The sequence below is a fragment of the Isoptericola sp. Y541 genome, assembly GCF_059445465.1.
This window is the reverse complement of record NZ_JCAIUJ010000001.1, coordinates 261,319-273,950: the sequence shown is the minus strand read 5'-3', so window position 1 is coordinate 273,950 and position 12,632 is coordinate 261,319. Positions and strand designations below refer to the sequence as shown.

Genomic DNA, 12,632 nt, shown 5'->3' with positions numbered 1-12,632 from the left:
CGGCGCGCAAGCGGCTTGCGTCCGCGTGTAGGGGCGCGAGCACGTCGAGACGACTTGCAGACGTCGCCGCGAAGGTGGGGGTCAGCGAGGCGACGGTCAGCCGGGTGCTCAACGGCAAGCCCGGGGTGTCGCAGGCGACCCGGGACGCCGTCCTCACGGCGCTCGACGTGCTCGGGTACGAGCGCCCCACCAAGCTGCGCGGCGACCGGCCGCGGCTCGTGGGCCTGGTGCTGCCCGAGTTGGCCAACCCGATCTTCCCCGCGTTCGCCGAGGTTGGTCGGTGGAGCGCTCGCCCAGCAGGGGTTCACCCCCGTGCTGTGCACGCGCACGGCGGGCGGCATCTCGGAGGCCGAGTACATCGACCTGCTCCTGGGGCAGCAGGTCTCGGGCGTCATCTTCGCGGGCGGCTTCTACGCCGAGCGCGACGCCGACCACGCGCACTACGAGCGCCTGCAGGCCCTGAGCCTCCCGGTCGTGCTGATCAATGCCTCGATCGAGACGCTCGAAGTCCCGCACGTGTCGTGCGACGACCAGGTGGCTACGCACCAGGCGCTGGAGCACCTGGTGTCCATGGGCCACGAGCGGATCGGCCTGCTGCTGGGCCCGGACGACCACGTGCCGTCGGAGCGCAAGCTGGCCGCGGCGCGCACCTTCGCCGACCGGCACGGGCTCGCGCCGCTGGAGGCCGCGCACAGCCAGTACTCGCTCGAGAGCGGGCAGGCGGCGACCAGCCGGCTCCTCGAGTCCGGGGTGACGGCGATCATGTGCGCGTCGGACCCGCTGGCGCTGGGGGCGGTGCGCGCGGCGCGTCGCGCGGGGCTCGACGTCCCGCGCGACGTGTCCGTCGTGGGTTACGACGACTCCGCGCTGATGAACTCGACCGGCCCGGCCCTCACCACCGTCCGCCAGCCCGTCGACGCGATGGGGCGCACCCCCGTCGACCTGCTGGCGAACACGATCGCCGGCGGCACCGTCTCGCGCGACGAGCTGCTCTTCGAGCCCGAGCTGGTGGTACGACGCTCGACGGCGGCGGCCCCGCGGCCGCAGGCCGGCTGACTCCCACCGCTCCACGACGGCCGGCGGCGTGCCCGAACAGCTTCTGGGCGGTGTGGCTGCCCGCCGGTGCGAGCGCCTTCAACGTGCTGTTGGTCACGCGGTTCTTCGACAACCTGCCGCGCGAGATCTTCGAGGCCGCCCGGGTCGACGGCGCCGGGCCGTTCCGCGTCGGCTGGTCGATCGTGCTGCCGACGTCGAAGCCGATCCTCGGGGTGGTGTCCGTGTTCGCGTTCATCGCGGCCTGGAAGGACTTCCGGTGGCCGCTGCTGGTGCTGCGCGACGTCGACAAGCAGCCGCTGTCCGTGCGGCTCCCGGCCCTGCAGGACTACGTCGAGCTCGACGTCTTCCTCGCGGCGCTCGCGATCTCGACCATCATCCCGGTCGTTCTCTTCCCGGCGTTCCAGCGGACGTTCCTGCGCGGCGCCGGCCTCGGGGGCGCGGTCAGGGGTTGACAGGCGGTCTTCACCCGGAGCGGCGTTGACTCCGAGGCCGTCCCAATGCTCCTATATGCCAGATCACCGACACTCCGGAGGAAGAGGAAGATGTGACCCAGTCCGACACGACGGCCGACGCTCGAGGCGGCGGCCGGCCCGCGGTGCGCTACCGCGGCCGGCACCTGCCGATGGTCGCGGTCGTCATCGCCGCGACGATCGCGACCGCCCTGGCCTACAGCGGCATGGTCCTGTTCGGCCTCGAGGTCGCGGGCATGTCCCCGGCGGAGGCGTACGCCCTCGCCGGCTTCCTGGAGGTCAGCCTCGTCGCCGTCGCCCTCATGGCGCGCAACGCCGCCCTCGAGGGCCGCCCCTACGGCGTGCTGCTGACGCTCACCTGGGTCCTCTCCGGCACCTCCGGCGTGTTCGCGGCGCTCCACGAGATCGCCGTGCCGGACGCCAGCACCCCGTACATGGTCGCGTTCCGGTTCGTGCCCCCGCTGGTCGCCGCGCTCATGTGGCACCTCGCGCTCGTGGGCGAGCGGCACATGGTCACGGGGCACACCCTCGACGAGCGCCGTCGCGAGCACCGGGTGCACCAGTACGTCACCGCGCTGGAACTGTGGCGCGACGCGCGGCTCGACAGCTCGGGCACCCGGCGCGGCATGCGCAGGGTCCGGGCGGCGCACCGCCGCCAGCGCTCCGCGCGGGACGGTGCGCTGAAGCTGCTGACGGTCGAGGACTTCGTGCGGCGCATGCAGGTCTGGGTCGAGCGGCTCGAGGCCGCCGAGCGGCACGGCAACCGCCTCGACCTGATCGGCGCCAGCTCGCTCGAGCGGGGCGTGGTCCGTGGCGCCGCCCTCGGCACGACGCGGGCGGTGCCTGCGCTCGCGGCCGCGCGGTCCGGCGCGCCCGCAGGGGAGGTCGTGCCGGCCGCGGCTGCCGCACTGTCCCCGATCGAGCCCGTCGAGCGACCGGCGGACGAGTCGCTCGACGAGCCGTTCGCCGACGAGTTCCAGGCGGCGCTGACCGGAGGGACCCCGGTCGTGCAGCCGGAGGAGCGGGCGGACTACTTCGCCGACGGCACCGCAAACCTGGCGGCGGCCGACGGCGCGGAAGACGGCGTGGACGACGGCGCGGAAGACGCGGACGCCGAGGCGGAGGCCGCCGCCGCGGAGCGCGAGGCGGAGGCCGGGCTGCCGGGCACGCGCGAGCCGCTGCCGGAGACGGGGCACACCCGCCGGGTGGAGGTGTTCGACATGCTCCGGCAGACGGACCCGGCGATGGGCGACGCCCTCGCCCACCGGTCCGCGTTCCTCACGGCGCACGGCGCCGCCGAGGAATCGACCGAGACCGGGGGCGGGGCCGCGGCGGCCCTCGCGCCGGACCCGGCGCCCGGCGTGGCGAACGAGCCGGCCGCGCAGCCGACGGGCGACGTCGTGCCGCCGGACGACGAGCCCGCGTCGGCCCGCGACCGCCGGATCGTGGAGCTCGCCGGTGACGGCCTGAACCACCGCGAGATCGCCGAGCACGTCGACGTGTCGAGGGCGACGGTGGGGCGCGTCGTGAAGCGGTACGCCCCCGCCTGAGGACGTCCCACCCGTCGGGGGCGGGGTCAGGCGCGGGCGAACGTCCCCGCGAACGCGTTCCACGACTCCGGGGCGAGCGGCACACACCCGGGTGCACCGGCGACGTGGCGGCCGCCGGCCAGGAGAAGGTCGTGGCCGTGCAGCCGGGCGGCAACGAGGAGATCGTGCCGGTCCTCAGCTCGACGGGCTGAGCTCCCGCGGCTCGGGCAGGTCGCGCAGCCCGCGCAGCGGTCCGCGGACGACGCTCAGGCAGGCCGCGCAGTGCACGGCCGCCATCAGCACGACGGTCTCCCGCACGCCCAGGGCATCGCCCAGCACACCCGCGACCAGGCCGGCCAGGGGCATGGTGCCGAAGTTGACGACCTGGCTCGTCGTGACGACGCGGCCCATCAGCGGCTGCGGCACGTAGCGCTGCCGCCACGCCCCGCGCAGCACGTTGCCTGCCACCACGGCGAGGCCGACGAGGAAGAGCCCGGCCACGGTCCATGCGACCCGGGCGCCTCCGCCCCCGAGGCCCACGAGGAGTGCCGGCGGGCCGGCCGCGACCATGAGCAGCACGGTGGCGCGGGCGCTGCCGAGACGCCGGCTGAGCCGGGTGGCCACGGTGGCGCCGAGCAGGCCGCCGCAGCTGCTGACCGCCAGCACCAGGCCGAGCGCGGACGGCTCGAGGCCGACGGTGTCCACGAGGAACAGGACGAGCAGTGCGCCGTACCCGGTGAGCCCGAAGTTGGAGATGCCGCCGACGACGACCATCCAGCGCAGGTACCGGTCGGACGCGACGAACGCGACGCCCTCGCGGATCCGCTGCCGCAGCGGTGCGGTCGGCGGGCGCTCCGGCCGGCGCCCGGGGCGGATGCGCCAGAGGCAGACCGCCGAGACGACGAAGCTCACGGCGTCGAGGGCCAGGCCGATCGCGGCGCCGAGCGCCTGCGCCATCGCGCCGCCGACACCGGGGCCCGCGACCTGCGTGGCCGACTCGGTGCCCAGCAGGCGCGCGTTGGCGGCCTCGAGCTGGTGGCTGGGCACGACCTGGGGGAGGAAGACCACGTACGCGGTGCGGAAGAACACGGTGCTCACCCCGGAGGCCAGGGCGACCGCGATCAGCTGCGGCACGGTCAGCACGTCGAGCGCCGCCGCCACGGGCACGCTGCCGATGGCCACCGCGGCGACGAGGTCCGCGACGATCATGACAGCCCGCGCCGGGAGCCGGTCGATCCATGCGCCCGCGGGCAGCCCGATCACGAGCCACGGCAGCCATGCCGCCGCGGTGAGCAGACCGACCGTGGTGGCCCCGGCGTCGAGCTCGAGGACGGCGACGAGCGGCAGCAGCACAGACGTCGTGGCGTTGCCCAGCACGCTGACGCCCTCGCCGATCCACAGCCGGAGGAAGCCGGCGTTGCGCCCGAGCGGGGCGTCGCCGGACTCGTCGGCGCGGGGGTCGCGGCTGGTGGTGGCGGTCATGGCTGCGCGGGGAAGCCGCGGCCGAAGACGAGCACCGGCTCGCGCTCGACGTCGTCGTCGGGGCGCGGGCGTTCCGCCCACCGCACGAGCACGGCCGTGATCTCCGAGCCGAGCTCGGCGAGCTCGGCGGGCGACAGGTGCAGCCAGGTCTCCGTGGCGAACGCGGCGGCGTCCCACGCGGGGGCGGACTCGGCGTTCGCGACCCACTGGCGCACGCGGTCGACCTGGCGCTGAAGGTTGAGCGCCTCTGCGGCCTGGGCGGCCGTGACGGCGGCGGTGTCGTCGGCGAACTCCTGGCGCGACCAGCGCAGCCGCGGCGCGACGAGCCGCCACCACCGCTCCCGACGGTCGCGGGCGAGCTCGGGCGCCTCGGTCACGAGGCCGGCGTCGTGCAGCACCTTGAGGTGGTGGCTGGCGCTGCCGACGGCCTGGCCGGTGCGGCGTGCGAGGCCGGAGGCGGTCGACGGCCCGTCGACCTTGAGGGCGTCCATGATGCGCGCGCGGTACGGGTTGGCCAGGGCGGCGAGTGCCTTGGCCTCGGTGACCGTGCGCACCGGGGGCTGCGCCGCGGGGGCGGTGGCGGTCTCGGGCGCGCCGTCGGGCTCGGGAGGAAGCTGCGTCATCCCGCCACCGTAAACCCACAAGAAGTGTTGTACAAGAGGTCTTGTGGATTGCGTCCAGCTGTGGTGGCTCGGCACGCGCCTCCCTGGACTCGCCGCGACGGCTCGACGACGAGCCGCACGACTCGACGACGAGGAGTGGCGATGACCCACCGCCCGGCACGACGTACGAGGCCCCGAGGCCTGCGATCCCTGGTGGCACCGGTGACGGCGGTCGCCGTCGCCCTCGGCGTCGCCGCGGCCGGCCCCGGCGCGGCGGCCGAGGGGGACGCCGACGCCTCCCGGTGGCGCGTCGCCTCGCCGTCGGGCTCCGTCGACGCCGAGGTGCGGCTCGTCGACGGCGCGCTCGACCTCGCCGTGCGCCGGGACGGCCGGCAGGTCCTGACCGTGGGCTCGCTGGGCGTGGTGACGGACGTGGCCGACCCCGGGCATGGCGGCGTGGTCGTGGATCACCGGCGGCTCGACCCAGGCAGTGACGCGGGGCCGGCTCGCGGGCGGGCAGACGGTCACAGGGATTTGGGCCGTGCGGTGGGCCGCGACGGGCCGCGACGGGCCGGTCGGCGCCGTCGACCTGCCGGTCGTCGGCACCTATGAGACGCGGGACGGCCGGACGATCCGCTCGGGCGACGCCGCGCGGCTCGACGTCCTGCCGCCGGTGCCGCAGGGCGACGCCTGGGTCTCGGGCCTACCGTTCGTCGAGGCGACGACGGGCTTCGGCGACGTCACCCGGGACGTCGACCTGGGCGGCGGGCCCATCGACGTCGGGGGCCAGCAGTTCGCGCACGGGATCGTCGCGCACGCCCCCGCCGACGTCCAGGTGCGCCTCGGCGGGGCATGCGCCACGTTCACCGCGACGCCCGGCATCGAGCCCGGAGGGGATGACCCGGAGGAGGGCAGCGCGACGTTCACGGTCGTCGGCGACGGGGTGCCGCTGGCCACGGTGGGCTCGGACGCCGACCCGGTGACCGTCGAGACGGCGCCGGAGCCCCTCGAGGTGGACGTGACCGGCGTCGAGTCCCTCTCCCTGCAGGTCGGCGACGGCGGCGACGGCAAGAACAACGACCACGCGGCGTGGGGGGACGCCCGGCTCGCCTGCGCCGGCTCCTGACCCGCCCTCTGCTGCTAGCATCGACGGCGTCGCGACTGGCGTACAGGTGGATCACCATCGGGGAGCGACGCGCTGTGCAGACGACGGGTCGTTCGCCTGGGCCCGGTCGCTCGATTGACATGATGGCCCGGCCTCCTGACGGTCGGCCGAGCCTGTCCGAACGCCGTCCGACACAGCAGGAGAACGCCGCATGAGCACTCCCGACCCCACGTTCAACGCGCCCCTGGCCGAGCTCGACCCCGAGATCGCGGCCGTCCTCGACGGGGAGCTGGCCCGCCAGCGCGACACCCTCGAGATGATCGCGAGCGAGAACTTCGTGCCCCGCGCCGTCCTGCAGGCGCAGGGCAGCGTGCTCACCAACAAGTACGCCGAGGGCTACCCGGGCCGCCGCTACTACGGCGGCTGTGAGCAGGTCGACATCGCGGAGAACCTCGCGATCGCCCGGGTCAAGGACCTGTTCGGGGCCGAGGCCGCGAACGTCCAGCCGCACTCCGGCGCCCAGGCCAACGCGTCAGTGCTGCACGCCCTCATCAACGCGGGCGACAAGATCCTCGGCCTCGAGCTGGCGCACGGCGGCCACCTCACGCACGGCATGAAGATCAACTTCTCCGGCAAGCTCTACGACGTCGGCGCCTACGGAGTGGACCCGCAGTCGTACCGCATCGAGATGGACGAGGTGCGCAAGCGCGCTCTCGAGCACCGCCCCGACGTCATCATCGCCGGCTGGTCCGCCTACCCCCGCCACCTCGACTTCGCCGCGTTCCGCGAGGTCGCGGACGAGGTCGGCGCCAAGCTCTGGGTGGACATGGCGCACTTCGCCGGCCTCGTGGCCGCGGGCCTGCACCCGAGCCCCGTGCCGCACGCCGACGTCGTGAGCTCCACCGTGCACAAGACCATCGGCGGCCCGCGCTCCGGCTTCATCCTGAGCAAGGAGGAGTACGCCAAGAAGATCAACTCCGCCGTGTTCCCGGGCCAGCAGGGCGGCCCGCTCATGCACGTGATCGCGGCCAAGGCCGTCGCGTTCAAGGTCGCGGGCACCGACGAGTTCAAGGACCGTCAGGAGCGCACGCTGCGCGGCGCTCAGATCATCGCCGAGCGGCTGACCCAGGCCGACGTCGCCGAGCAGGGCGTGTCCGTGCTCACCGGCGGCACCGACGTGCACCTGGTGCTCGTGGACCTGAGGAACTCCGCGCTCGACGGCCAGCAGGCGGAGGACCTCCTGCACGATGCCGGCATCACCGTGAACCGCAACGCCGTGCCGTTCGACCCGCGCCCGCCGCGCGTCACCTCCGGCCTGCGGATCGGCACGCCGGCGCTCGCCACCCGCGGGTTCGGCGACGCCGAGTTCACCGAGGTCGCGGAGATCATCGCGGTGGCCCTGCGCGACGGCGCCTCGGCCGACGTCGACACCCTCTCGGCCCGCGTCGCGAAGCTCACCGCCGACTTCCCGCTCTACCCCGGCCTGCAGCAGTGACCGCCCGGATGCTGCCGGGCAAGCCGGTCGCGGAGGCGGTGTTCGCAGACCTCGCTCCGCGGATCGAGTCGCTCGTCGCCGCCGGTCACCGGCCGGGGCTCGGCACGATCCTCGTCGGCGACGACTCGGCGAGCGCCGGCTACGTCCGGATGAAGATGGACAAGGCGACCGAGCTCGGGTTCACCTCGCCGCACATCCACCTGCCGCAGGACGCCACGCAGGCGGACGTCCTGGCGGCCGTGCGGGAGATGAACGACGCCAAGGACGTCGACTCCGTCCTCATCCAGCACCCCACCCCTCCGCAGATCGACTTCGACGCGGCGCTGCTGGCCCTCGACCCGGACAAGGACGCCGACGCGCTGCATCCGGTGAACATGGGGCGTCTCGCGCTCGGCATGCCGGGCCCGGTGCCGGCGACGCCGGCGGGGATCGAGACGCTGCTGGCGCACTACGAGATCCCGGTCGCCGGTCGCGAGGTGTGCATCCTCGGCCGTGGCACGACCCTCGGGCGGCCGCTGGCGCTGCTGCTCTCGCAGAAACGTCCCACGGCCAACGCGGCCGTCACCGTGGTCCACACCGGGGTGCCGGACTGGCCGGAGTACACCAAGCGTGCCGACATCGTCATCGCCGCCGCTGGTGTCCCGGGCATCCTGCGGCCGGAGCACCTGACGCCGGGCGTCACGGTGATCGGCGGCGGTGTCCGGTACGAGGGCCGCAAGCTGCTGCCGGACGTGGACGAGTCCTGCGAGGAGGTCGCCGGCGCGATCACGCCGCGGATCGGTGGCGTCGGGCCGACCACCATCGCGATGCTGTTCCGCAGCGCCGTCGAGGCTGCCGAGCGCTCGGTCGCCTGAGCGCCGCGGCCCGAGAGGTCGCGTCCCGGGCCCGTCGTCCCTTCGGGGCGACGGGCCCGGTCACGTCCGCCATCATGAGCGCATGACCGCGAAGAGCCAGCAGGGATGGGCGGGCGAGCCGAGCGAGCTGCTCCGGGTGGGCGAGGGGTTCCGGCTCGCGGACGTCGACCCCGACGCGAAGCCCGGGTACGAGGGGAAGAAGAAGGACGGCGCGGCCGACCTCCGAGCGGGCGCCGAGGAGCTGGACGAGCTCCAGGAGCGCCTCTACGCCCAGAGCCGCGAGGACCCGTCCGCGCCGGCCGTGCTGCTCGTGCTGCAGGCCATGGACTCCGCCGGCAAGGGCGGCATCGTGCGCCACGTCATCGGCGCCACCGACCCGCAGGGCATCCACCTGAAGGCGTTCAAGAAGCCCACGCCGGAGGAGCTGGGCCACGACTTCCTGTGGCGGGTCGAGAAGGAGGTCCCGGAGGCCGGCTACATCGGCGTCTTCGACCGCTCGCACTACGAGGACGTCCTCATCGGCAGGGTGCGCGAGCTTGCCCCGCCCGCGGAGATCGAGCGCCGGTACGGCGCGATCGACGAGTTCGAGAAGCGGCTGACCGACGCGGGCACCCGCGTCGTCAAGGTCATGCTGCACATCTCGTACGAGGAGCAGAAGGAGCGCCTGGCCGAGCGGCTCGAACGACCGGACAAGCACTGGAAGTACAACCCCGGCGACGTCGACGAGCGGTTGCTGTGGCCGCGGTACATGGATGCCTTCCAGCAGGTCTTCGAGCGCACCTCGACCGACAACGCCCCGTGGTTCGTGGTGCCCGCGAACGCGAAGTGGTACGCCCGGCTGGCGGTGCAGGCGCTGCTCCTGGAGGCGTTGGAGGACATCGACCCGCGCTGGCCGGCCGCCACGTTCGACGTCCAGAAGGAGAAGGCGCGCCTCGCCGCGACGTGACGTCCCATCCGACCGGCATCTGACTGGCGATGAGTTCGCCCGCCCGTCCCGGTCGACCCCTGGGACGACACCGCGCGCCACCGACGGCGCGTGGGCCGGGAAGAACGGGAGACGGACATGGTCGACGTGCTCACCCACCTGTGGTTCGGCAACAACAAGGCCCACGAGGCCGCCGAGTTCTACGCCGCGCACATCCCCGACTCCTCGGTGGGCTCGGTGCTGGTCTCGCCCGAGGGCGTGCCCGGGGCCGAGCCGGGGCGGCCGTTCATCGTGGAGTTCACGCTGGCCGGGCACCGCGTCATCGGGCTCAACGCCGGGCCGGAGTTCCAGCTCAACGAGGCCTTCAGCTTCTACCTGCGGGTCGACTCGCAGGAGGAGGTGGACCGGTACTGGGAGGTCCTCACGTCCGACGGCGGCGAGCCCGGGCCCTGCGGCTGGTGCAAGGACCGCTACGGCGTCTCGTGGCAGGTCGTGCCGAAGCGGCTCGAGGAGCTGTCGGGCGACTACACGACCGAGGCCAACATCCGCGTGATGAACGCGATGCTGCAGATGCACAAGATCGAGGTCCCCGTGCTGGAGGCCGCCTACCGCGGAGAGTGAGCAGGGGCACCCGCCGCCGACGTCGTCGGGTGCGGGCGGTGTCGCCGGCGTGTGATGGGATGACCGGCGTGCTGACCGTCGCCACCGCCAACGTCAACGGCATCCGTGCCGCCTTCCGCCGCAACATGGACGCCTGGATCGCCACCCGCACGCCGGACGTGCTGCTGCTGCAGGAGGTGCGCGCCCCCGACGAGCTGGTCCACGAGTTCCTCGAGGGCTGGCACGTCGCGCACCTGCCGAGCGAGATCAAGGGCCGCGCGGGGGTGGCGGTCGCGTCGCGGCTGCCGCTGCACGCCGTCCGCATGGGTCTCGCGGCCCACGGCCCAGCGGGGGAGCCCGAGCCCCCGGTCGACACCGGCCGCTGGGTGGAGGCCGATGTCGAGCTGCCGGGCGGCGGCCTGCTCACGGCCGTCTCCGCCTACCTGCATTCGGGGACGAACACCCCGGGCAAGGAGCACACGATGGCGGCCAAGTACGCGCACCTCGACAAGGTGACGGCGCGCCTGGCCGAGCTCGCCGCGGCCGAGCGGCCCGCCGTCGTCGCCGGCGACCTCAACGTCGCCCACCAGAACGCCGACATCGCGAACTGGAAGGGCAACCTCAAGAACGCTGGATTCCTCCCCGAGGAGCGGGCGTATGTGGACCGCTGGCTCGGCGAGCTCGGCTGGGCCGACCTCGGCCGCGTGCACGCCGGCGACGGCCCCGGACCGTACACCTGGTGGTCGTGGCGCGGGCAGTCGTACGTCAACGACCGCGGCTGGCGCATCGACTACCAGCTTGCCAACACCGTGCTCGCGCCGCGGGCCGTCAAGGTCGAGGTCGACCGCGCGCCCACCTACGACGAGCGGTGGAGCGACCACGCGCCCGTGATCGCCACGTACGACCTCTGAGTCTCCGCTGGTTGAGCCTGTCGAAACCCGGATCCTCGCTGGTTGAGCCTGTCGAAACCCGGATCCTCGCTGGTTGAGCCTGTCGAAACCTGCGTGAGGGGTTCGACAAGCTCAACCGGCGGCGCGGGGTTTCGACAAGCTCAACCGGCGGCGCGGGGTTTCGACAGGCTCAACCGGCGGCGCGGGGTCTCGACAGGCTCAACCGGCGGCGGAACTATCGGCGCGGGAACATCGCCTTCAGCACCGCGTCGTGCACGTCGGTGTTGAGCTGGGCGCCGCTGAGCCGGTCGGCTCCCGGGCCCTGCGCGGTGATCGGCGTGGCCTCGCCGGTGTGCCCGCCGGTGGTCCAGTCGACGGTGAACTCCAGGTCCGTGCCCGGGATCGGGAACGGGCCGTCCTCGGCGGTCGCGCCCGCGCCGGACTCGTCGTCGGCGTCCACGTTCTCGATGGCGAGCCCGCCGGTGGCGTGGTCGCCGACCACGAGGATCAGCGTGTCCTTGTGCTTCTTCTGGAAGTCCAGCGCGAGCGCGACGGTCTCGTCCAGCGACTGCCCGGCCTCGATGGTGCGCGTGGCGTTGCTCTGGTGGGCGAACTCGTCGATCGCCTCCTCCTCGAGGAAGAGGAAGAAGCCGTCCCGGTCCCGGGAGACGACGTCGAGGGCCTTGGCGGCCATGTCGACGAGCGGTACCTCAGGCGAGTAGATGTCGCCCTCGCCCTCGTTGGCCTGCTGGAACGTCTCCTCGTTGGCGAACAGGCCGAGCAGGCGACGGCCGTCGGCGTCGGCCAGCCCCTCGGCGTCGCTCACGTACGTGTACCCGATCTCCTGCGCCCGCTCGACGAGGTTGCCCTCGGTGCCCTGGCTCTCCTCCTCGGGGTCCTGGGCCGGGTTGTCCGGCCAGGCGCCCGGGTCGCCCGCCGGGTACCACCAGTCCTCGCCACCGCCGAGCATGACGTCGGGCCTGGTCTCCTCGAGGTACTGGCGCGCGATCTCGCTGTGGTCGTACCGATCGGTGACGTGTGCGCCGAAGGCGGCTGGGCTCGCGTCGGTCACCTGCGCCGTGGAGACGAGGCCGGTCGCCTTGCCTCCCCGCTTCGCCCGCTCGAGCAGCGTCTCGACCGGGGTGCCGTCCGCGTCGACGCCCACGGCCCCGTTGAACGTGCGCACGCCGGTGGCGAACGCCGTCGCCGCGGCGGCGGAGTCGGTCACGGCCTCCTCCGGGTCCGCGGAGTCGGTCGCGGTCCAGCCGGCCTCGTCCAGCGAGTCCATGGTCAGCCGGCCGTCCTTGCCCTCCGTGGCGAGCCGGATGAGCTCCCGCGCGGAGAGCCCCATCCCGTCGCCCTGGATGAAGATGACGTTGCGGGCCCTGTCCTTGGTCGGGTGCCTGTGGTCGCGGTCGGCGGCGTGGCCCGCGGGCCGCTCGGTGGCGTCGTACGACGCCACCGCGGCCACGGATGCGCCGGCGGCGGCCAGCGCCGTCAGGCCCGCGGCGCCTGCCCTGAGAATTGCCTTGCGTGACATCGCTCCTCCTCGAACGCATGCCGGCGGCGTCCGTGCCGCCATGCCGGGGCACCGTAAGCAGGCCCGGCCGCGGCCGGCATCTCG

Annotated in this window: 11 protein-coding genes, 2 pseudogenes and 1 riboswitch; of the genes and pseudogenes, 10 read left to right on the top strand and 3 right to left on the bottom strand. The window is 73.6% G+C overall.

Annotated features, from left to right (window positions below; all coding sequences use genetic code 11):
- Positions 1–74 precede the first annotated feature (74 nt).
- The 3 genes and pseudogenes from AC1C2V_RS01350 (at position 75) to AC1C2V_RS01340 (ending at position 3,076) form a co-directional block, all read left to right on the top strand.
- Positions 75–1,056, top strand: a pseudogene (locus tag AC1C2V_RS01350) (LacI family DNA-binding transcriptional regulator).
- A 35-nt stretch (positions 1,057–1,091) separates the two neighbouring features.
- Positions 1,092–1,508 (top strand): annotated as a pseudogene (locus AC1C2V_RS01345) (carbohydrate ABC transporter permease); the annotation flags it as partial.
- A 92-nt stretch (positions 1,509–1,600) separates the two neighbouring features.
- A complete protein-coding gene (locus AC1C2V_RS01340) occupies positions 1,601–3,076 on the top strand; it encodes a helix-turn-helix domain-containing protein (protein WP_495387773.1) in 1,476 nt (491 codons plus the stop codon).
- Positions 3,077–3,250: 174 nt separating this feature from the next.
- Here the strand turns inward: AC1C2V_RS01340 and AC1C2V_RS01335 are convergent, their stop codons facing one another.
- Positions 3,251–4,537: an MFS transporter gene (locus AC1C2V_RS01335; RefSeq protein ID WP_495387772.1), complete on the bottom strand. Its 1,287-nt coding sequence runs from the start codon at positions 4,535–4,537 to the stop codon at positions 3,251–3,253.
- Entirely contained in the window at positions 4,534–5,160 is a 627-nt protein-coding gene (locus tag AC1C2V_RS01330) for an ArsR/SmtB family transcription factor (RefSeq protein WP_495387771.1), read from the bottom strand. Before AC1C2V_RS01330 ends, AC1C2V_RS01335 begins: the two co-directional genes overlap by 4 nt.
- Positions 5,161–5,352: 192 nt before the next feature.
- Between AC1C2V_RS01330 and AC1C2V_RS01325 the strand changes: the two genes are divergently transcribed.
- The 7 genes from AC1C2V_RS01325 to AC1C2V_RS01295 all read left to right on the top strand — a co-directional run bounded on the left by AC1C2V_RS01325 (position 5,353) and on the right by AC1C2V_RS01295 (position 11,029).
- A complete protein-coding gene (locus AC1C2V_RS01325) occupies positions 5,353–5,751 on the top strand; it encodes a hypothetical protein (protein ID WP_495387770.1) in 399 nt (132 codons plus the stop codon).
- Positions 5,681–6,265, top strand: a complete 585-nt coding sequence (locus AC1C2V_RS01320; RefSeq protein WP_495387769.1) for an NPCBM/NEW2 domain-containing protein — start codon at positions 5,681–5,683, stop codon at positions 6,263–6,265. The genes AC1C2V_RS01325 and AC1C2V_RS01320 overlap by 71 nt, the downstream gene beginning before the upstream one ends.
- Positions 6,266–6,286: 21 nt before the next feature.
- Positions 6,287–6,374: riboswitch (ZMP/ZTP riboswitch) on the top strand.
- An 81-nt stretch (positions 6,375–6,455) separates the two neighbouring features.
- Positions 6,456–7,739 carry a serine hydroxymethyltransferase gene (gene glyA / locus AC1C2V_RS01315; protein WP_495387768.1) on the top strand — a complete coding sequence of 428 codons (1,284 nt, stop codon included), beginning with the start codon at positions 6,456–6,458 and terminating at the stop codon, positions 7,737–7,739.
- Complete coding sequence (locus tag AC1C2V_RS01310) at positions 7,736–8,593, top strand: bifunctional 5,10-methylenetetrahydrofolate dehydrogenase/5,10-methenyltetrahydrofolate cyclohydrolase (RefSeq protein WP_495387767.1); 858 nt, start codon at positions 7,736–7,738, stop codon at positions 8,591–8,593. Before glyA ends, AC1C2V_RS01310 begins: the two co-directional genes overlap by 4 nt.
- An 82-nt stretch (positions 8,594–8,675) precedes the next feature.
- Positions 8,676–9,539 carry a polyphosphate kinase 2 family protein gene (locus AC1C2V_RS01305; protein WP_495387766.1) on the top strand — a complete coding sequence of 288 codons (864 nt, stop codon included), beginning with the start codon at positions 8,676–8,678 and terminating at the stop codon, positions 9,537–9,539.
- A 117-nt stretch (positions 9,540–9,656) separates the two neighbouring features.
- Complete coding sequence (locus AC1C2V_RS01300; RefSeq protein WP_495387765.1) at positions 9,657–10,139, top strand: VOC family protein; 483 nt, start codon at positions 9,657–9,659, stop codon at positions 10,137–10,139.
- 68 nt (positions 10,140–10,207) lie between these two features.
- A complete protein-coding gene (locus AC1C2V_RS01295) occupies positions 10,208–11,029 on the top strand; it encodes an exodeoxyribonuclease III (protein WP_495388423.1) in 822 nt (273 codons plus the stop codon).
- A 214-nt stretch (positions 11,030–11,243) separates the two neighbouring features.
- On the opposite strand, the gene AC1C2V_RS01290 is transcribed toward AC1C2V_RS01295, so the two are convergent.
- A complete protein-coding gene (locus AC1C2V_RS01290; RefSeq protein ID WP_495387764.1) occupies positions 11,244–12,548 on the bottom strand; it encodes an alkaline phosphatase in 1,305 nt (434 codons plus the stop codon).
- Positions 12,549–12,632: the final 84 nt, after the last annotated feature.